The following is a 21,079-nucleotide window of genomic DNA, read 5'->3' on the forward strand; positions in this document are numbered from 1 at the left end:
TGTTTGCAAGAACTAAATTAGCCAAATACTAATTAGTGATAGGGTTATATTTAGTTAACTTTAGCATTAATGTATAAACAGCATTAATCGGATGGAAAAAAGCATCATTACAAAAAATACCTTAAAGTTTTTAGAAGATTTACAGGAAAACAATAACAGGGAGTGGTTTGCCTTGCATAAGCCTACGTTTGAATTGCATAAAGAGGCGACAAAAAATTTCTTTAATACCATTAAGTATAACTTAGAGAAACATGATGACATAGAGCGGTTAAAAATGTTCAGAATATATAGAGATGTTCGCTTTTCCAAGGATAAAACCCCTTTTAAATCTCATTTTGCCGCTTCATTTTCTAGAATGGGAGCAGCTTTAAGAGGTGGTTATTATGTACGGGTAAAACCTGGAGCCACATTTATTGCAACTGGTTTTTTTGGGCCTAATAAAGAAGACCTTTTTAGAATACGAAAAGAATTTGAATTGGATGTAAACGAACTTAAAGAAATACTTGAAGAAAGTCAATTTAAAGAACTATGGGGTAATATGGAAGGTGAAGAGGTTAAAACTGCGCCAAAGGGTTTTGACAAGGCTCATCCCAACATTGAATTTATAAAAAAGAAGCAATTTATCTTTACCAGAAAATTTACAGATAAGGAGGTGCTGTCCAATAATTTTATATCAGAAATAGACCAATCGTTTAAAACCGTTCGTCCTTTTTTTGATTTAATGAGCGATATATTAACTACAAATCTAAATGGAGAGTCATTACTTTAAACGGCCAGCTCCCTATCTAATAATTGAATTTGATCTTTTAGACGCTCTATAACCATATACATCATTCTTTTATTTAAGGCAGAAGAGTTTTTGATGTACGTTTCGTACTCTTCAATGGTAAAATGCGCAATTACCATTCCTTTTAATGAATTTCTAAACTTGATATCTTTCTGTATCGCTTTTTCTATATACTGCAGTTGTTGCGGCAGAGTTAGTTCGTAAAACTTATACTTGTGCTTGGCAATATAATTTTTGAAAACGGCAATAAAAAGGTTGTTTTGAAACTTAATGATTGGACGTAACGTTAAATTTTGAAAACGCTCATCTGTACTTGTTCCTTCATGCACTTTTGCGGCTTTAATTACCGGACGTGCCTGTAAAAGGAGAGTGGCCCTATCTTCCATATTTAAAATGGTTTTATCTAAAATTACGGCTAAACAAGATTATTTCAATTCGTTTTTAACTTAGTTTTTAACTATGATATGAACAATTGGTATTTTTTAAATATTTAATGGCTCGGATTTTTTATGGTTTAGTGGTCCAATCCTTTTTTGTTCATTTTATGTTATTGTAGGTTATAATTTATAGGTAATGAATTTTTTTAAGACCTATACTGGTAGATTATTAAAAGTAAAAGGTTTAGGAGCTTAAAAGTGATTAGTTGAAAATAGTTGGCTAATTTTGTGCTAAAATATGGCTGTAATGAGATTTCATACCAGAAAATGGGTAAAACCAGAGGATTTAAATGCAAATGGGACATTGTTTGCAGGTAAGGTACTTACTTGGTTAGATGAACAAGCGGTTATCTATGGTATAATTCAACTTGAAAATAAACGTGTAGTAACCAAATACATGTCTGAAATTAATTTCATGAGCACTGCCAATCAAGGTGATATTGTAGAAATTGGATTAGAGGTAAAGAAATTTGGACATAGTAGTCTAACCTTAAATTGTGAGGTTAGAAATAAAATGACTCACGAAACAATAGTTACGGTAGATAATATAATTTTAGTTAACCTAAATGAGGCCGGCAAACCGGCCCCACATGGTAAAACTAAAGTAGAATACGTAAAAGATCGGTTAGAGAAAAAAGAAAAGGAACAAGAAGGTAAAAAGCCTTAAGATTGTTGTTGTATTTCTTTTGCCACTTGCTCTACTTCATCTAACACCCTAAATAGATTACCGCCCCATAATTTCTTAATTTCTTCTTGGGTATAGCCTCTGTTAACAAGTTCTAAGGTAACATTGTAGGTTTCAGAAGCATCTTCCCACCCAGTAATACCACCACCTCCATCAAAATCAGAACTAATACCTACATGGTCTATTCCCATTTTTTCAACTAAATAGTCTATGTGGTCTACAAAATCAGAAACGGTAACTCCTTTTGGCGCATCTGGCATTAAAGTAGCCATATCTTTACCAATTTTCATAACTTTTCTATAATTCTGCATAAAATCTTGGCGTTGTTCTGGCGTAAGACTAGAAAATTGAGACCGTTCATACCAAGCTATATCTAAACTATCTGCTACCTTTTGGTATATTTTTTTCATAAAAGCAGATTTTTCTTCATGCTTAGCTGTATTTAAATAAGAACTAAACCCAACAGTTTGTACAACACCACCATTTTCTTTTAATAGTGCCAATTGTTCATCATCTAGATTACGGGAATGATCACATAAGGCCCTAGCAGACGAGTGTGATGCAATAATAGGTGCTTTAGATAAGGTTATCATTTGCTTCATAGACTCTTTTGATGGATGAGAAACATCTATCATTATGCCAAGTCTATTCATTTCATTTACAGCTTCTTTACCTAAATCACTTAAACCATTATATAACCAATCATTTTCCGCTTCACCCGTGTTGGAATCACAGAATTGACTGTGTCCATTGTGGGACAATGAAATATATCTTGCCCCTTTATCGTAATAGGTTTCAAATAAACTTAAATCTTCGCCAATAGGATAAGCATTTTCCACACCGATCATGGCTACTTTTTTACCAGATGCCGCAATAGCTTTAGCTTCTTTGCTAGAGGTTGCCAAACCAATTCTATCCGGGGCATATACTTCGCATAATTTATGTATGGCATCAAACTTTGCCATAGCGTTTTCAGCTGCTTTTTCGTAACCTTTAGCTGTTAAGGTATCTTGGCCTGTGTAAACAATAAACCAGGCTACGTCTAGGCCTCCTTCTTCCATTTTTGGCAAGTCAACCTGGGTGTCTAATTGTTGGGAGTAATTAATACTATCTGTAAAGTTTTTCACGTTGATATCTATATGGGTATCAACGGTTAACACCTCTTCATGTATTTTCTTAGCTAAGTCTTCCGTATTTACTTTTTCTGATTTGTCTTGTACTTGTTTTTGTTTGCAACTAAAAACAGTTAGCGCTAAACAAATAAAAATGAGTTTTTTCATTGGTCTTGAGTTTTATACCTACAAGAAAAGCAATTTGACAACAAAAAACGAGCACTAGGTAACAATTAGTTGTATGTAGGGGGTTAAATAGGGAGTTTTAAAGTTAATAAAACCAGCTATTTACAATTTATAGACAGCCAAAAATCAACCTTAAAAACACAACGCATTGGATACTAGAGAGTTATTAGATTATTTGACTAAAATAGAGAGCGGACTAGAAAATTTTTCTTACGCTGAGCTAAAAAGTCAAGATGCCGCGGCTTTAAAGGCGTCTTTTAATGCCTTTAAGAACGGATTGGAGTCTAGGGTTTTTGGTGATGTTGAAACTAGTTCAAATCTAAATTTTAATAACTCAGCTAAGCCAAACCAACAAGGTGTTACTGATTTACACCTGGTTGCTAATGTTAGTCATGAGATAAGAACGCCATTAAATAGCGTTATGGGTTTTTTAGATTTGTTAAAGGATACGGGCTTGGACACACAGCAATTAGAGTTGGTAAAGGCAATGGATGTGGCTTCTAATAGCATGTTTAACTTAGTTAACGAGTTATTGGAGTATAGTAAAATAGCTACTGGTCATGAAACGTACGAGCAAGTTAGTTTTAAACCAAAAAATGTTATTGACGAGGTAGCTTTTTTATGTAAAACTTTAATTAATCAAAAGAATGAGGTGAAATTTAACCTTGTTTATGATAAGAATATACCAGATACCCTGTTGGGAGACCCGGCAAAATTGTCCCAGATTCTTTTAAACCTTATTGGAAATGCAATAAAATTTGTAGAACAAGGAAGTATTGATTTAACAGTTAAGCTTAAAGAAAACCGTTCAAAACAGGTGTTTCTAGAGTTTATAGTTGCAGATACTGGTATAGGCATTGCAAACGACCAATTAAAACACATATTTGAATCATACAAACAAGCCACTCAACTAAGCCATAAAAAATATGGCGGTTCTGGTCTTGGACTTAGCATTATTAAAGCATTGATAGAACAACAGATGGGATGCATAGCTGTATCTAGTCAATTGGGCAAAGGCACAACTTTCAATGTTATATTACCATATCAAAAAGTAGTGCAAATGGCAGCAAACGTACAAACACAAAAGACCAAACAAACAAGTGTAAGTATAGCCGGAGCAAATATTCTAGTTGTAGAAGACGATTTTCTTTCCAGAAAATTAATGGAAAGTAGATTAAAACAATGTGGCGGACACCCCTTTTTGGCAGAAAATAGGGAAGAGTGCCTCTACATTTTAAAAACAGAAAAAATAGACCTCATTTTAATGGATATGCGGTTACCAGATACTACGGGTGTGCAATTGGCCAAGGACATCCAAATTAAAGTAGACGGACCACAAATTCCAATTATACTACTATCTGCAGACATACAAGCTTCTTTAGAAGAAAGCTATAAAGCCTACGGCATAGTAGATTTTATGCTTAAACCCTGTAAAACAGAAGAACTTTTGACCAGAATTGACCAGTACATTAACAACGACAAAAAGGAAAGTATTAACCCGGAACTAACTTTGAATAACTCTGAAAGTCAACCTTTGGTAGATTTAGAAGGTTTGTTCAATGAGTGCTTGCAAAAACCTGATTTGTTAGAAGAATTGGTTACCATGCTAAAAAACAATGTTGTTGAGTTTATTGGTAAAACCAAGGTACATTTAATAGAAGAGAATTATTCTGGTATTGGCTTTGCCGCCCACAAAATAAAATCTTCTTTAAAAATGGTAAAGGCAAATGGTCTACTTAATTATGTAGAACAGATACAGGAGTTTAGCAGAACGGCTACAAATCTTAACGGCATTAAAGAACAGTACACGTGTTTTATTGATGCTTACGGAGTGGTAGAAGCGCAAATTGATAAAGAGTTAGCCCGTTTGTTGAATGGAAATTAAATGGATAACAAGAGTTTGATATTAGCAGAGGATGATGTTATGTTGGCATCACTTTTAAAATATCGTTTAGAAAAAGAAGGCTTTTCCGTAACACTATGCCAAGATGGTAAAAAGGTTAAGGAAGAGTTAGACTCACAAATACCAGACTTAATAGTTTCTGATATCATGATGCCCTATTTTTCGGGTATTGAGTTAACGGACTATCTAAGAAATCAACTTAATAGTCAAATTCCAATAATACTTATTAGTGCAGCATCAAACGACGAGAACGTAGTTAGCGCGTTTGAATTGGGTGCAAACGATTTTATTTCAAAACCCGTAAGTCCATCAGAACTGTTGGTCCGTGTAAAAAGAGAACTTATAAGAAAAAGATAATAATACTAGTACGTAACTAACCCCCAAAAATTACCTACTTATCGAAATCCCCCAAATACATACCAGCCTTTTATGGGACCTAACAGTTTTATTTATTCTGTTAGGCGCACTTTACTTTCTGTTTATTTTTTATTACAGAAATAAAATGAGTGCTACCACTAAAAAAATTGAAGCCAAGCGAGCAGAATTGGCTCCGGTTATTAGTAATTTTTTGTTCCACACACCAGAAGGTCCAAAAGAGGAACAAAAAGAATATGTAGAACTTAAAATTACCATTAGGGATTATCTAAAAGACAAACAATTTAGAAGAGTCATTTCTGAAGTTCTTTTTGATTTACAAAAGGATGTATCGGGTTCTACAAGAGAACGTCTTTTTAAATTATACCAGGAATTGGGTTTACATGAAGATGCCTATAAAAAATTAAACAGTTGGCAGTGGCACAAGATAGCCAAGGGCATATTGCAACTGTCTAAAATGAACGTTAAAGATGCCTACCACATTATTAAGCGCTTTGTTAATGATAGACGAAGTGTGGTACGTAAACAGGCCGAGTTGGCCACGGTGAGTTTAAAAACAGAAGGTATTGAGTATGTTTTAGATTCTACCCGTTTTGCAATTAGTGAGTGGCAACAATTAAAACTTATAGAAGTATTAGGAAATAAAGAAGGGTACAGACCACCAGAATTTAAAGATTGGCTAATATCTAGTAATAGAGACGTAGTATTGTTTGCCTTACGTCTAATTAAACATTACAACCAAATTGGGGCAGAAGCTGCTATAACCACGTTGGTAAAACATAAAAACGATACTATAAAGGCCGCGGCTGTAAACTGTATAATCGATTTTAATTTTCATTCGGCCTTACCCACTATGAAACGGGTTTTTTGGAAAAGTAATAATGATGTTAAAATAGCTATTTTAAACGCTTTTGCAGAAATGGGTACTCCTAGTGATTTATTTTTTCTAGAAGACGTAAGCAAGAACGATAAGAATTTTCTTGTTGCTAGTAAGGCACAAAGTGCTATGAATCGCATACAACCAGATGCTGTCTTGCCTTCTAAAGATTTAATAGAATTAGAAGAACTACCAGAGGTAGATAATGTTATAAAAGAAGAAACAGAATTAGACTTTTTATCCTTATTGGATATTACCGTGATTTACGAGGAAGTTCTTCCAGCGGAACAAGCTAGTATAGAGTTTTCAGAAGTAGAAGTTTATGATGTGGTAACCGTTGCAGAAGAAACAGTAGAAAGCTACTATGAAAATCATTTAAACCCTAACAAAGGTTTGGATGCAGAAAACGCACATACCATGTCTACCCAAGAAAAAATGGATATCTATATCCATATGACCCAAGAAGCGCGAATAAATTTATTACTTGAATTAAAAGAAAGCTCCAATCCACAGGATATAAAGTTTTTAGAATTTATAGCCGAAAAAGAAGACCATTCCGAAATTAGATATAAAGCCTTTAGAATATTACAAGGATTGGAAAAGAACGAAAACCAACATGTAAATGGTGGTGTGGATACCCTTACAGATACCAACCAACCTGAATATGAAGCTGTAGATTTCGATACCAATTATAAGCCAGAAGATAGTGTGTTTTATTCCTTGTTCAATTATGGAGACCATACGGGTAAAGTAGTACTGGTTAAAGAAGCAGGTAAAATTGGAACGGACAAAGAGGTGGTTTTTCTACATCATTTATTGGAAACTGAAACAGATAAGGTACTGTTAGCTGCCGTAAGAGAGGCTTTGGATAGATTACAGCCAAAACCAACCAATACTGAAAAAGATGAATTGGAAACAATTAACCTGAATAGTATTAAAAATTTAGAAGTGGTTGTTGACGTAGAAGAAATAGGAGGGGAGGCAACAAAACAGGAAGAGTTGGCAGACCATCGTTTACCTTTAGAATTGTTGTTTCTGAACGAGAGTTTGGAAAAAGAAAATCCAAACCAAGAAGAGGAGATAGAGCAATTATTCAGTTTTGAGATTGCTCCAGAATATTTTAATAAAGATTATAACAAGTTAGTTTCCTAATCCGCATGAGTAGTGGCTCCATTGAAATATTGATTCAGTACATGAACATGGTGTTTCTCACCTTTTCTATTGTACTTTTCAGTTTATTTACCATAATGGGCTACTTATCTGCAAGGAACTCACTACATTATCGTAAAAAAAACAGTTTTAATGACCTATCTAAAATAATGGCTTCGCCTTTGGCGCCGTCAATTACCATAATTGCGCCTGCCTATAATGAGGGTATGACCATTGTAGAAAACGTACGTTCTTTATTAAGTTTAAAGTATGTTAACTACGAGGTAATGGTGGTTAATGATGGTAGTAAAGATGATACCCTGGAAAAACTTATTGCTGCCTTTCATTTAGAAAAAATAGAAAAGCAAATTGATCCTAATTGGAGGTCTAAACCCATTCGCGGTATTTATAAATCCACACAAAAATCCTTTGGTAAGCTTACCGTAATAGACAAGGAAAACGGCGGTAAGAGCGATGCTTTGAATACGGGTATGTATTTATCAGAAAATAGGTATGTAGGCTGTATAGATGTAGATTGTCTTTTATTACCAGATGCTTTATTACACATAGTAAAATCGTTTTCTCAGCGTAGTAAAAAGAAGGTAATTGCCGTAGGTGGGGTAATCCGCGTAGCCAATTCCTGTACCATCTCTGGTGGTACATTAGAACAAATAAATCTGCCTACCAACTGGCTGGCCCGTTTTCAACTGTTAGAGTACACACGTTCCTTTTTGTTAGGTAGAATGGCTTGGGGTAGAATAGATAGTTTATTGATTATTTCTGGGGCTTTTGGATTCTTTGATCGCGAAGTAGCCATTGCAGCCGGTGGTTATGACACCAATACCGTTGGGGAAGATATGGAAATTGTATTTAGAATGCGTAGATATATGCATGACCAAAAGATTCCATATACCATAGAATACATACCAGACCCTTTGTGTTGGACAGAGGTTCCTGAAAGTTTAGAGGTTTTGGTTAAACAAAGAGATAGGTGGTCTAGAGGTAATTTAGAAACCCTTAAGAAGCACAAGGAAATGTTTTTTAATCCCAAATACGGAACATTAGGATTATTAAGTTATCCGTATTGGTTTTTTTATGAATGGTTGTCTCCAATCTTAGAATTCTTTGGTTTCTTTTCCATTATCATTTTCTATTTTATGGGTATTTTAAACTGGGAGTTTTTTGTAGCAATTACGGCAGCCATATATGCCTTTAGCATTATGTTCTCTTTTTATGCCATTCTGTGGGATGTGTATTCCTATAACCAATACAACAAAACTAAGGATATTCTAATTCTAATGTTCTGTGCCATTATTGAACCGGTGGCTTTTCATCCTATAGTGGTTTGGTCTGCTATAAAGGGAAATTATAAAAAACTGTTCAACATACAATCGGGATGGGGCGCCATGACCCGTAAAGGATTTAGTAAAGCAGCCTAATGCAAGTTAAAGCCAACATAAAAAAAATACGTACACTTAAAGATTACACTCGCTTGTATCTTGGTTTTGCTATATCCCTTATTGTATTAGGAATATACCAGCAAATACAATTATATGACCAAGGGGTTATTGCTTCGGTATTTAATCGTGCTTTCTATGTTTTATTTATAAATCAGCTTGGATTTGCTTCAATAGTCGCTTTTATCTTTTTGTTTGCCTTTCGTTTTTTTGAAAAACGTAAACCCGGGTTAGGCTACAAACTAAGTATGGTCTTTTATGGTGTTCTGCTTTTTTTGGAAGCCATTCTGGTACTCTATTTTGTCAAAAACTATTCGCTTTTAAGTTATGATGCCTTAAACGAAGGATTTAATTTAACCCTTACCTTAAGCAGTATTCTTCACTTCTTCATATTAATGGTTATCCTTGTAGGCTCTTTTGTGCTCAGCTATAAATTTGCCAATAGACTCAACGCAATTTTAGGCCATCTATATCCGTATATTTTCTTTTTGTTGGTATTTATAATAGGTAGTCTATTTGTTGAAAAGAATTATATAAACGAGAATAAAACCCAATACCTATTTGCCAATAAAATCAAGGAGACACTAGATTTAAATACCTATAAGGGCGAAAGGGAATTTCCATTGCTAAAGCCAAACTTGCCAACCAATGAACTGTCCCAGTTTATTAATCAAACTAATAAGACACCTAACCTATTTATAATAATCTTAGACGGTATACCAAAACACTTCACAGATTCCACGAACGAAATGGCGGTTTTTATGCCGAATCTGGTAAAAATGGCGAACGCTTCTGTTCAATGGCAAAATTTTTATAGTAATGGAACAGAAATAAATGACGCGGTTACCAACATTACAGGTTCACTACCTTATGGTAATAGTGGTTTTTCGTTGTTGCCGCAGGCTATAAACAGAAATACCATTTATAGTGTTTTGAAAAAGAATGGTTATAGAAGCTATTTTCATTATGGTGGTAATTTAGGAATTAGTGGTCTAGACACCTATTTAAAGCAAGAGCATGTAGATGTGGTTTTGGATAAAAGCAAATTTGGGCCTAATTATAAACTACAGTTAGAAGATAGAGCTGGAGTGAGTTTAGGCTATCCGGATGGTGAACTGTATAGAAAGTGGGCCTCTTCTTACCAAATACCAAATACACCCAAAATAGAAGTACTACTAAATTTAAGTAGTCAAAGACCCTTTAATTTCCCAGAACAGGATACGTTTATAAATCAGGTTGAAAAAATTGCCTTAAACCCAAATTTTTCAAGGCAAGTTCAAAAGCAAATTCAAAAAAACAAGGAATATTTTGCCTCTTTAATTTATGTGGACAAACAATTAGAAAAATTTATAAATCTTCATAGAGAAACCAAAGAACATCAGAATACTTTATTTTTAGTTACCAGTACCGCAAATAAATATTTGCCTTCAGAAAATGCAATAGAAAGGCATCACGTTCCATTCTTTTTCTATGGCCCGCTAATTAAAAATCCAGAAGTTATTACTACAGTGGCCTCCCACCAAGATGTTGCGCCAAGCATCTTAGGTTATTTAAAGGAGAACTATCAAATTAAATCGCCACAGCAGGTTGCATGGTTGGGTTCAGGCTTATTTAAAAATGAAAAAGAATTTGCACTGCATAATAGGAAAGGCTATTTGGAGGATTTTTATAGTAACGGTTATTTTTTACTAGACGATCAACTTGTTAAAGTGCAACCTATGGGAGAGTTAAAACCAATAGAATCCACAACGGAAAGAAAACGATTGAAATCAAGGTTTAAAGCCTACAAGGCGGTTTCTAAATATGTAACTGCTTATGATAAATTATTACCCAAGGAATTGGCCATTTTTCCAGCAGATAACAAAGTATTTAGTGATGCGGACTTGGTCTATATTAATAGTGTATTTTCTGGTCTTGATTACGATAAAGGGTACCAAACAGCAAAAGAGTTGGCCCATTCTGGCAACTTAGAAGGCGCCTTGTTATTGGCAAATTACATTTTGCATAAAGTTCCTGGGCATGTAGATGCCAAAATATTAAAGGGTAGAATATTCTCTTGGTCTAAACGTTATTATGACAGTATAGAATTGTTAGAACAGGTGGTAGAACTGTACCCGCAATATGAAGATGGGTATGCTGCACTTTTAGATGCGTACTACTGGTCTGGAAATAATCATAGAGCAGCTTTTTTGGCTGATAAATTAAAAGAAAATAGAGTTAGCTCAGATGATTTGGCTTTCAAGTTAAAAAGGTGTAACCAACAAATTAAAGCTATAAGTTCCTTATAATTGAATGAAATTTTACTACCTACATATTTGTTTATTATTCCTCTTGTTTGGAACTATGGGCAAAACCATGGCGCAGACTACTATGGATGCCGATGCTAATTTTATTACCGCAAGGGATTTAGCTTTTAGTGGTGAGAAAGTTGCTGCTAGAAAACAACTAAATGCACTGCTAAAACACTATCCAGAATACTCAGATGCTTCTGTTTTGTTGGCAAAATTAGATAGCTGGGACGGCAAGTATGACCATGCCCGTAGGCAACTAAACAAGATTACCTCTAACAAACGTAACCACAGAGAGGCTTGGATGGCTGCCATACGCAATGAGAAGTATGCTCAGAACAATCAAATAGCATTAGGTTTAACCCAAAAGGCAATATCATATTTGGGTACAGATGCGGAATTAGAAACGTTAAGAGAGGAGCTAATTACGGCCATTACCACTACGCCGGAAATACAAGAAACACTTAAAAAAGAAAATCAGGAGTTAAATAGAAGAAATACCATTGGTGTTTTTACGGGCGCCGAGGCTTTTGATATGGTTTATGATCCTATTTATAGGGGAGAGTTAAACTATCAGCATCGTTCCAAGATTGGCACGGTAATTCCACAACTACAATTTTCTCAAAGACTAGATACCATAGGGATACAATATGGTTTAGAGTATTATCCTAAGATAAATAAATCATGGCATGGTTACTTAGGTTACTTTTATTCTAAAGCAACCATATTTCCTAACCACACTGCGGGTGCAGAAATTTACAAGGAACTTCCTAAGGGTTTTGAAGCTTCTATTGGAGGTAGATATATTCAATTTGGTGCTGGCGGTACCGCAATTATTGGTACGGGCTCATTTGGATGGTATAAAGGCAATTCTTATTTCTCTGCACGGCCATATGTAGCCATCAAAGATGATGGAGGTATTGGTGTTTCAGGCACCTTATTGGCTAGACGTTATTTTAGGGATGGGGATACTTATTTTGGTGCAAGACTTACTTATGGGTTTGATTCTCAATTGAACCAATTTATTGCCAATGATAGGCTATTGTCTGAAACTATTCTGTATTTGGAAAGTCAACGGGTAGATTTGGAATATCAATTTGCCAACAAAAACAATTCCAATGTGTATACCATTAATGCAGGCGTACGTAGGCAGGAGTTGGCTTTTGACTCAGGAAACTATTTCTGGGGTTTTAACGCAGGTTTGCGTTATCAAATTCGCTTTAAATAGGGTAACGGGTATCCCAGAGCACATTATTTCGTTAAGTCTTGGCTAATTCCTATTATTTCTTGCTGTTAGTATAGTTACACTGGTACTTTTTAATCTTTTTTCATGGTAGCAAGATCAAGACCGACAAAGTTGTTTGTTAGAACCCAATAGAAATACTTTTAACTAAACTTTCACAACAAAAATAAAAGCATACACCACAAATTGTTGAAGAGCTGACCAGATTGAAATAAGTTAGTATCAGTTAATAACCCAAATTAAATTAACTTAATCACTACCACTATGTTATACGATACCTACGGTGAAGAGTACTTAGCTTTCTTGCAAGAATTGAATGAAATTTTAAGTGTAAACCAATTAGTAGAATTAGATTACCTATAGTCAAAACCAAATCAAAAATCTTAGTCATGAAAAACTACAAAAACGAAAATAGTGCTTACACCAATTTTATTCAGAACCTGAATGAAATTTTAAATCATTTTGAAATTAATCAACTAAATTGTTCTTAGTTTAAGTGTGTGTTAATAGAAAAGGGAGCTTTTATTCAAAGCTCCCTTTTTTATTTAACCCAAATAGGTCTTAAGTATTTTGCTCTTAGAACTGTGTCTTAGCTTTCTAATGGCTTTTTCTCGTATCTGGCGTACACGTTCCCGCGTTAAATCAAACGTGGAGCCAATTTCTTCAAGTGTCATGCTAGGGTTTTCCCCAATTCCGTAATACAAACGTACCACGTCTGCTTCTCTAGGCGAAAGGGTTTCTAGTGCACGGTTTATCTCTGTGTACAAAGATTCATGTAATAAAGACTTATCTGGTTTAGGAGATTCTCCAGAGCGCATAACATCATATAAATTAGAAGTCTCACCTTCTTTTAAGGGCGCATCCATAGATACATGTCTCCCGGTATTTTTTAAAGATTGCTTTACTTCAGAAACCGTCATATCTAACTCCTTGGCAATCTCTTCAGGAGATGGAGGTCTTTCATGTGCCTGCTCCAAATAAGAAAATGTCTTCTTAATCTTATTTATAGAACCAATTTTATTTAAAGGCAAACGTACAACCCTAGATTGTTCTGCCAGTGCTTGTAAAATAGATTGTCTAATCCACCAAACAGCATAAGAAATAAATTTAAAACCTCTAGTTTCATCAAATCGTTTGGCGGCTTTAACCAGACCAACGTTTCCTTCATTAATTAAATCGGGAAGTTTTAATCCTTGGTTTTGGTATTGTTTGGCTACAGAAACTACGAACCTTAAGTTAGCGTTGGTCAATTTTTCCAAGGCCACTTGGTCACCTGCTTTAATTCGCTGTGCTAATTCTACTTCTTCTTGGGCAGTTATTAAATCAATTTTACTTATATCTTGTAGGTATTTATCTAAGGATTTGGACTCACGGTTAGTTACCTGCTTAATGATTTTTAATTGCCTCATTCTTTATATAATTCAGATTTGTATATAATTACTCATTATAGGCTTTTTAGCCCATTTTTCCAAATACCAAATGGTAATGTTTTCCAAAATTTACCAATAAGGCTAAATCATGGGTTTTCAGACAGATATCAAATTTTACCAAGGAAAGCCGTTGTTTTTCTTTTTACCGGGGCAAAAATCTGCTAATTTTGTAGGGTTTTTTAAAAATCGCCTAAACCATAAATAGATTTTGGAGTTACAAAAAGAAGTTGCTAAAAAGAACTTATACGATTACCAATTGGCAGATCTTAAAAAGATTTTTGCCGAGTTGGATAAAATGCCAGAAGGGAGCAACATGCTTTACCAATTACCCACTGGTGGTGGTAAAACCGTTGTGTTTTCTGAAATTACCAGAAGATACATAGAACAGACCGGAAAAAAAGTAGTTGTACTTACCCACAGAATAGAGTTAAGCGGGCAAACCTCTAAAATGCTAAAAGGCTTTGGGGTTAGCAACAAGATTATTAATAGCGAGGTTAAAGAACTAACGGACCAAGACAAATACAAATGTTTTGTGGCCATGGTAGAAACCTTGAACAATAGATTACAGGAAGATAAAATTAAGTTGGAGGATGTTGGCCTGGTAATTATTGATGAGGCGCACTACAACAGTTTTAGAAAACTATTTAAATTCTTTGAAAAGGCGAATATCTTAGGTGTTACGGCAACGCCATTAAGTAGTAACATTAAACTACCTATGAAAGACAACTATAAAAAGTTGATCGTAGGTAAGAGTATTAAGTCTTTAATAGAGGATGGTTTCTTGGCCAAAGCCAACTTGTACAATTATGATGTAAGCCTTAGAACCTTGAAATTAGGTATGAACGGGGATTACACCGTAAAATCTTCTGAAGAGTTCTATGGTAACCACAGCATGTTGGGAAAACTGCTTGCAGCCTATGAAGAAATAGGTAAAGGCACCAAAACACTTATTTTCAACAATGGTATCAATACCTCTTATTATGTTTATGAAACCTTTAAAAAGGCAGGCTATAATGTTAGGCATTTAGATAACCGCAATACGGCCACGGAACGTAAAGAAATATTAGAATGGTTTCATAAAACTCCAGATGCAATTTTATCGTCCGTAAGTATTTTAACCACAGGTTTTGACGAACCTTCTGTAGAAACCATTATTTTAAACCGTGCCACCCGTTCATTAACCTTGTATTTTCAAATGATAGGTAGGGGCTCTAGAACCTATAAGAACAAGGAATCGTTCAATGTGGTGGATTTAGGTAACAATATAGCCCGTTTTGGACCTTGGGACGAACCTATAGATTGGCAGGAGATTTTCCATTTTCCAGACTTTTATTTGGAAAATATCAAGAACGATGAAGACATTGAGCGCGAATTTGTGTATCAAATGCCAGATGAATTAAGAGCAAAATTCAAGAATTCTGAAAATATAAAATTTGATATTAAAGCGGAATACAAAAAAGTATTTGCTGAAGGTCTCAAGTCTAAAATAGTTTTGGAACGTAGTATTGAACAACATGCCCAGATTTGCGTAGAAAATTCTGAAGATGTTTTTGATGCTCGAATTTTGGCCAAGGAATTGAAAGATGAAATTCAATTTCGCGTGCGCCAATATTCGTATTGTATCATGAATAATACTAAGAATTACAAAGAATGGTTAGAAGAAGATTACGAACGCAAATTGCGTTCTAGTATTTCTAAGAAGTTTGCGCAACGTATGTAATGGAAAAACTATTGATTGTAGGATATGTTTGGCCAGAACCGGATACCACAGCGGCCGGTCAGCGTATGTTGCAACTATTGGAATTGTTTTTAACCAATAATTTTGAAGTACATTTTGCTACAACTGCTACCAAAACGGAATATTCTGCTAATTTAGAAACACTAGGTGTACATTGCCAAGCAATTGCATTAAATAGCAACACATTTGATGCCTATGTTAAGCAACTACAACCAGATGTAGTTGTTTTTGACCGGTTTATGTTAGAAGAACAATTTGGTTGGCGTATACGGGAACAGTGCCCAGATGCATTACGGATTTTAAATACGGAAGACCTACATTCTTTAAGAGACGCACGGCAATTAGCCCATAAAAAAAGGCAGAAATTTCAATTGCAATATTGGTACGCCAATTCAAAAACACAACGTGAAATTGCCAGTATTTACCGTTGTGACTTAACCCTTCTTGTATCCGAATACGAAACGCAGCTTTTAAAGCAGGAAGTTGGTATACAACCGCAATACCTATTGCATTTGCCATTTTTATTAGAACCTCCTACGCAAGAATCGCCAAATTATGAAAAACGTAAAGACGTAATCACTTTTGGTAACGGTAAACATGCACCAAATGTAGACAGTATAGCCTATTTAAAACAGGATATTTGGCCGTTGTTACGCCAAAAATTACCAAAGAATACCAAGTTAAACGTTTACGGAGCTTATTTGCCACAAAAAGTGCTAGAGTGGCATAATCCACAAGAAGGATTTTTAGTGCATGGTTGGGTAAAAGATTTAAAAAAGAAAGTAGAACAAGCACGTTTGGTACTGGCACCTTTACGGTTTGGGGCAGGTATTAAAGGTAAACTAAGTTTAGCAATGGAATGTGGCACGCCTAGCATTACTACTAAAATAGGCGTAGAGGGGATGGGAAATCTTAATAACTGGCCAGGAGGTGTGGGGAACACTAAAAAAGAATTTGTTGACGAAGCTATTAACTTCTATCAAAACGAAAAACTCTGGCAAGATGCGCAAGTAAGAGGGTTTGTTTTTCTGAAAAACAATTATGACAAAACCAAACAATCGGAAAAGTTCCTTAAAACACTTAATGCTATTCAAAAAGATATTGAAACGCATCGTGCTAAAAACATTTTAGGTAATCTTTTATATACCAATGCCCTGAATGCAACCAAGTTTATGGGTAAGTGGATTACAGAAAAGAACAAAGGCAATTAATGTACTTTTTTTGTTTTTTGATATTTAATTGAAGCTATAATGGCGTTACCAAATACCTTAAAAATTAGAGGCAAAAGCACGGTAACGTAAACCAGCCACAAAGACCACTCCGCCTATGGCATTACCCAACAGGGCCAAACTTTGAAAACTCAGGTAATTGATAAAAGAAATCTTGTGCGTAAATAGTAATCCGGCAAATACCTCTATATTTCCAACAATACTATGGTGAAAACCAGCAAAACCTACCGTAAAGGTTATTAAATAGATAATAACAATTCTACTAATAGTATCTCTAGAAGAACTTAAAAGCCAAGATAACACGGCCATAAGCCATCCCGCAAAAATAGCGCTACCTAAGGTTAAAAGCGGTCCAGATTTTGAAACGTGATGCGCAATTTCTTCTATGCTTTCTGTTGTTATAATCTCTAATGATAGCCCGGTATGGCCGCCCAAAAAGGCAAAAATATACCCACCCAATAAATTACCTAAAATAACAATACCCCATAGTTTTAGCAATTCTTTTACAGAACGTCTTTTGTGCAAAACCGGAAGGGTTAGTAATGAAGTTTGCTCGGTAAATAAGATAGATTTCCCCAGAACTACAATGATAAATCCAACGGGATAGGCAAATGCTAATAGTGGAAATAGAAGGTCTTTTGAAACCTTACCTTTTAATAAGTGGTGAAGAATGGCCAAGAGTAAAAAACTAAACCCGATTTCTAAACCTGCAATTAGGGCACTAATTAAAACATTGGTCTTCTTATTTTTGTAGGTTTCCAAGCCTTCGCAAAGTTGGTCTACCAAAATATCTTCTTCAGTTTTTACCTGTTCTTGGTTTGCATTTTCATGTACCTCCTCAATTTTTTTATCTAGTTCTTCTTTTTCTGCCATAGCATGGCAAATTACTAGAATTAAACATGTTGTATTAACTGAATTGGTTTTTTTGCGTGCTTTTACCCCTTCTGACTAACTCAATCAAGGTAATTTCTAGGAATAGTTAATGCTGAAACAATTTCTCCATCACCACAAACTCTATCCCGCCTTTCACATATTTTTTATTTGTTTGTTTAAGACCAAAGCGCTCATAGTATTCAGCTTTCTCTGTACGTGCATTACACCAAATGCGAGAAATAGATTTATTAGAATAGTTTTTAAGCACTTCCTTTAACAAATGGGTACCGTATCCGTTTCCTTGCGCTTTGGTTAGTGTAGCGAACTTTCTAAATTGCAAACCTTCTAATGTATGGAACAAAGAAATGATGCTGGTTAATTGTTCACCTACAAACAAGCCTAAATGCGAACCTTCTGCATCTTTTTCTAGTTTTACAAAATCTATCGACTGGTTAGGCCACATTACGCTATGCCTTATAGGCCATGTTTTAGTATAGTGTATGGGTCTTATTTGTATTACGGTTTTCATTTTGTTAAAGATACCGGCTTTCTTTTAATTAATTATTTCCATTTGAAGGAAATTTTGTATATTGTTTCCGTTTTTAAGAAACATTGTTTGTTGTTTCCAAAAATAGGATATTATGGCAGAGCAGTACTACATAATTATGGCAGATGTTATCGATAGCCGCTCCATTGGTAAGGATAAAGGTTTTATGGAAGCGTTTAAATCGCTTATACAGCAAGTTAATACTAATTTCCAGGAAAGTATATTATCGCCCTTGACCATAACGCTAGGAGATGAGTTCCAAGGTGTGGTAGCTAGTAAAAATGCGTTATTTACGCTTGTTTTTTATTTAGACGAGCAATTGTTGAAATTGGGCTTTCCTTTTAAACTACGCTATGCCTTATTATATGGCGAAATAGAAACACCTATAAATCCAAGAATAGCACATGAGATGTACGGTAGTGGTTTAACACAGGCCAGAGAAGGTTTAGAATTGCTCAAAGATGGGGAGTCACATTTTTATGTAGCATTACAATCGTATACAGATACACAACTACAACTGAGCTTATATTTGTACCAGAACATAAAAAGCGGTTGGAAAAGCAGTGAATCTGAAATTATTTCCGCATTTTTAACCCATAAGGATTATAAAAAATTGCAAGAACTTGGGTTGTACAAAACCCGTTCTGGAGCTTGGAAAAAGTACAATTCTTTAAAAATTGAAGCTTACGATACCGTAAAAGCATTGATTTTAAATATTATAGCTAATGAGCGAACTTAAATTTCACATCTTATATTATGTAATTATAGAGGTTTTTTTGCTCATTATCTTTTATGCGGTATCTAAATGGTTAGACCCCAAAAACAGTAAAAAAAGTTTAGGACAAAAAAGTACCTCTTGGCTCAAAGGCTTTTTAGAGCGTGTTTTTTTAACCTTTTTATTGCTAACGAATTTTCAAGGTTCTGCATTGATTCTTTTTGGTGCTATTAAATTGGGCACCCGTTTAGATAGCGATAAAGAAGCTAAAGTAAATAATGATTATTTCATAGTAGGAAACTTTATCTCTATTGCCGCTGCAGTATTGGCATTCCTACTTTTTAAACCCTTTATACAAATTAACTTATAAAAATGGATAAAACACCCAATTGGCAAACGGCCATAGAATTTGAAGACATTACCTATAAAAAGTGCGATGGTGTGGCACGTATTGCCTTTAATAGACCAGACGTACGCAATGCTTTTAGACCTAAAACTACGGCCGAATTGTATAAGGCATTTTATGATGCGCAAGAAGATACTTCTATTGGGGTGGTTTTACTTTCTGGCGAAGGACCCTCTACTAAGGATGGTAAATGGGCATTCTGTAGTGGCGGAGACCAAAAGGCTAGGGGACACAAAGGCTATGTTGGTGAAGATGGCTACCATAGGTTAAACATACTAGAGGTACAGCGTTTAATCCGCTTTATGCCCAAAGTGGTTATAGCCGTTGTACCAGGTTGGGCCGTTGGTGGCGGGCACAGTCTGCATGTAGTTTGCGATATGACTTTGGCTAGTAAGGAACACGCAATTTTTAAGCAGACAGATGCCGATGTTACCAGTTTTGATGGTGGTTATGGTTCTGCATATTTGGCTAAAATGGTGGGACAAAAGAAAGCCCGTGAAATTTTCTTTTTAGGTAGAAATTATTCGGCACAGGAAGCCTACGAAATGGGAATGGTTAATGCGGTAATACCCCATGATGAACTAGAAGCAACAGCCTACCAATGGGCACAAGAAGTATTGGCTAAATCCCCTACATCTATAAAAATGTTGAAATTTGCCATGAACTTAACGGATGATGGCATGGTTGGCCAGCAAGTATTTGCGGGAGAAGCCACCCGTTTGGCGTACATGACGGATGAAGCTAAAGAAGGCCGTAATGCTTTCTTAGAAAAGCGAAAGCCTAATTTTGGAGAAAATAAATGGATTCCTTAAATCCTAAAAAAAGGAAACCCGTTCCTTAGTATAATTTGGAACGGGTTTTATTTAGTTTTTTCTGATTGCCTTCTAATTCTTTTTCAGCCTTGGCAAGTTGGTATTCTAGCTTTTCTTTTTTAACAGGCTCTAATTCTTCTGCCATTTTTAATTTATTTCTCAATTTGGCAATTCGTCGTTCATTAGAACGCACTCTTTTTTGCGCTTTTAAAATACTTTTTTCAAGAGAATGTTGCTTTTTAAGTGCCTTTTCTGCTTGTTTGGCCGCTTTTTGCTCCGCTTTAATTGCTTTTTCGCGCTCTTTTAAAAGTTTATCAGATACTTCTTCTGTAACTTCTTCTACTGCATTGGTGGTTTCTGTGGTTTGAGCTGTAACACCCATAAAACCCATTAATACTAAAGCTAATAAAAGTATAGTCCTTCTCATTTGTAATAGTGTTATCGTTCTACACTATTTAAGACACCAAAAGAGAAAAGAGGTCACATAGTTTTGAGAGTATATTTAAATTGAAAAGAGCCTTGTCAGATGACGAAGGCCCTTTTACGAGAACACTATATGAAAATGAAAATTTTGTTTTTCTTATTTAATACGTTGTAAATGTAGTAGGCTAGGAAGCTAATCTGAAATTATTGTTGTGAAGTGCCTTTAAATTGTGGTCTAGCTCAAAAATTGTGTTTTACTGTAGCCAGAACCTGTTTAAATTGAAAAGAGCCTTGTCAGATGACGAAGGCCCTTTTACGAGAACACTATATGAAAATGAAAAAATTTACTTCTTTGTTTATTACGATGTAAATGTATGTAGCTTGTTTCCGTAAAAGAAAATATTGTT

19 protein-coding genes are annotated in these 21,079 nt (G+C 35.1%); 13 read left to right on the plus strand and 6 right to left on the minus strand.

Translation table 11 applies throughout. The annotated features are described in order from the left end of the window. Positions 1 to 91 precede the first annotated feature (91 nt). Positions 92 to 769 carry a DUF2461 domain-containing protein gene (locus ACXAGS_RS05320; protein WP_474905184.1) on the plus strand — a complete coding sequence of 226 codons (678 nt, stop codon included), beginning with the start codon at positions 92 to 94 and terminating at the stop codon, positions 767 to 769. On the opposite strand, the gene ACXAGS_RS05325 is transcribed toward ACXAGS_RS05320, so the two are convergent. After that, positions 766 to 1,173, minus strand: coding sequence for a glyoxalase (locus ACXAGS_RS05325; protein ID WP_474905186.1), 408 nt, complete (start codon positions 1,171 to 1,173; stop codon positions 766 to 768). The two genes, ACXAGS_RS05320 and ACXAGS_RS05325, sit on opposite strands and share 4 nt — an antisense overlap. A gap of 298 nt (positions 1,174 to 1,471) precedes the next feature. Between ACXAGS_RS05325 and ACXAGS_RS05330 the strand changes: the two genes are divergently transcribed. Then, positions 1,472 to 1,891, plus strand: coding sequence for an acyl-CoA thioesterase (locus tag ACXAGS_RS05330; RefSeq protein ID WP_010518871.1), 420 nt, complete (start codon positions 1,472 to 1,474; stop codon positions 1,889 to 1,891). Here ACXAGS_RS05330 and ACXAGS_RS05335 read toward each other — a convergent pair. Next, entirely contained in the window at positions 1,888 to 3,189 is a 1,302-nt protein-coding gene (locus ACXAGS_RS05335) for a dipeptidase (RefSeq protein ID WP_474905188.1), read from the minus strand. The genes ACXAGS_RS05330 and ACXAGS_RS05335 overlap by 4 nt on opposite strands. Before the next feature lie 166 nt (positions 3,190 to 3,355). Between ACXAGS_RS05335 and ACXAGS_RS05340 the strand changes: the two genes are divergently transcribed. The 6 genes from ACXAGS_RS05340 (at position 3,356) to ACXAGS_RS05365 (ending at position 12,484) form a co-directional block, all read left to right on the plus strand. After that, positions 3,356 to 5,092: an ATP-binding protein gene (locus ACXAGS_RS05340; RefSeq protein ID WP_474905190.1), complete on the plus strand. Its 1,737-nt coding sequence runs from the start codon at positions 3,356 to 3,358 to the stop codon at positions 5,090 to 5,092. After that, on the plus strand, positions 5,093 to 5,467 hold the full coding sequence (locus ACXAGS_RS05345) for a response regulator transcription factor (RefSeq protein WP_474905192.1): 375 nt from the start codon (positions 5,093 to 5,095) through the stop codon (positions 5,465 to 5,467). It begins immediately after the preceding gene. A gap of 145 nt (positions 5,468 to 5,612) precedes the next feature. After that, positions 5,613 to 7,514 (plus strand): HEAT repeat domain-containing protein, encoded by a 1,902-nt coding sequence (locus ACXAGS_RS05350; RefSeq protein ID WP_474905194.1) that lies wholly within the window; start codon positions 5,613 to 5,615, stop codon positions 7,512 to 7,514. A 5-nt stretch (positions 7,515 to 7,519) separates the two neighbouring features. Beyond that, positions 7,520 to 8,950 carry a glycosyltransferase family 2 protein gene (locus ACXAGS_RS05355; RefSeq protein ID WP_474905195.1) on the plus strand — a complete coding sequence of 477 codons (1,431 nt, stop codon included), beginning with the start codon at positions 7,520 to 7,522 and terminating at the stop codon, positions 8,948 to 8,950. Continuing rightward, on the plus strand, positions 8,950 to 11,256 hold the full coding sequence (locus ACXAGS_RS05360) for a sulfatase-like hydrolase/transferase (protein WP_474905197.1): 2,307 nt from the start codon (positions 8,950 to 8,952) through the stop codon (positions 11,254 to 11,256). Before ACXAGS_RS05355 ends, ACXAGS_RS05360 begins: the two co-directional genes overlap by 1 nt. 67 nt (positions 11,257 to 11,323) lie before the next feature. After that, positions 11,324 to 12,484 carry a YaiO family outer membrane beta-barrel protein gene (locus ACXAGS_RS05365; RefSeq protein ID WP_474905198.1) on the plus strand — a complete coding sequence of 387 codons (1,161 nt, stop codon included), beginning with the start codon at positions 11,324 to 11,326 and terminating at the stop codon, positions 12,482 to 12,484. Between the two features lie 560 nt (positions 12,485 to 13,044). On the opposite strand, the gene ACXAGS_RS05370 is transcribed toward ACXAGS_RS05365, so the two are convergent. Beyond that, entirely contained in the window at positions 13,045 to 13,908 is an 864-nt protein-coding gene (locus ACXAGS_RS05370) for a sigma-70 family RNA polymerase sigma factor (protein WP_010518862.1), read from the minus strand. A 229-nt stretch (positions 13,909 to 14,137) separates the two neighbouring features. Between ACXAGS_RS05370 and ACXAGS_RS05375 the strand changes: the two genes are divergently transcribed. After that, positions 14,138 to 15,649 (plus strand): DEAD/DEAH box helicase, encoded by a 1,512-nt coding sequence (locus ACXAGS_RS05375; RefSeq protein ID WP_474905200.1) that lies wholly within the window; start codon positions 14,138 to 14,140, stop codon positions 15,647 to 15,649. Continuing rightward, complete coding sequence (locus ACXAGS_RS05380) at positions 15,649 to 16,878, plus strand: glycosyltransferase (RefSeq protein ID WP_474905202.1); 1,230 nt, start codon at positions 15,649 to 15,651, stop codon at positions 16,876 to 16,878. The genes ACXAGS_RS05375 and ACXAGS_RS05380 overlap by 1 nt, the downstream gene beginning before the upstream one ends. Positions 16,879 to 16,935: 57 nt before the next feature. On the opposite strand, the gene ACXAGS_RS05385 is transcribed toward ACXAGS_RS05380, so the two are convergent. Together ACXAGS_RS05385 and ACXAGS_RS05390 are read right to left on the minus strand one after the other, a co-directional pair. Beyond that, the gene (locus tag ACXAGS_RS05385) at positions 16,936 to 17,769 is read right to left on the minus strand and encodes a formate/nitrite transporter family protein (protein WP_474905204.1); all 834 of its coding nucleotides are present in this window, start codon (positions 17,767 to 17,769) and stop codon (positions 16,936 to 16,938) included. Positions 17,770 to 17,875: 106 nt separating this feature from the next. After that, positions 17,876 to 18,298: a GNAT family N-acetyltransferase gene (locus ACXAGS_RS05390; RefSeq protein WP_474905205.1), complete on the minus strand. Its 423-nt coding sequence runs from the start codon at positions 18,296 to 18,298 to the stop codon at positions 17,876 to 17,878. A gap of 112 nt (positions 18,299 to 18,410) precedes the next feature. On the opposite strand from ACXAGS_RS05390, the gene ACXAGS_RS05395 reads away from it, so the two are divergent. The 3 genes from ACXAGS_RS05395 to ACXAGS_RS05405 are packed head-to-tail and all read left to right on the plus strand — an operon-like array spanning position 18,411 to position 20,249. Then, positions 18,411 to 19,055 carry a SatD family protein gene (locus ACXAGS_RS05395; protein ID WP_474905207.1) on the plus strand — a complete coding sequence of 215 codons (645 nt, stop codon included), beginning with the start codon at positions 18,411 to 18,413 and terminating at the stop codon, positions 19,053 to 19,055. Next, positions 19,042 to 19,401: a hypothetical protein gene (locus ACXAGS_RS05400; protein WP_474905209.1), complete on the plus strand. Its 360-nt coding sequence runs from the start codon at positions 19,042 to 19,044 to the stop codon at positions 19,399 to 19,401. The genes ACXAGS_RS05395 and ACXAGS_RS05400 overlap by 14 nt, the downstream gene beginning before the upstream one ends. 2 nt (positions 19,402 to 19,403) lie before the next feature. After that, entirely contained in the window at positions 19,404 to 20,249 is an 846-nt protein-coding gene (locus tag ACXAGS_RS05405; protein WP_474905211.1) for a 1,4-dihydroxy-2-naphthoyl-CoA synthase, read from the plus strand. A gap of 25 nt (positions 20,250 to 20,274) precedes the next feature. Here ACXAGS_RS05405 and ACXAGS_RS05410 read toward each other — a convergent pair whose 3' ends face one another. Further along, the gene (locus ACXAGS_RS05410) at positions 20,275 to 20,676 is read right to left on the minus strand and encodes a hypothetical protein (RefSeq protein ID WP_474905213.1); all 402 of its coding nucleotides are present in this window, start codon (positions 20,674 to 20,676) and stop codon (positions 20,275 to 20,277) included. Between the last annotated feature and the right edge of the window lie 403 nt (positions 20,677 to 21,079).

This window comes from Croceivirga sp. ABH4_376 (assembly GCF_056160685.1).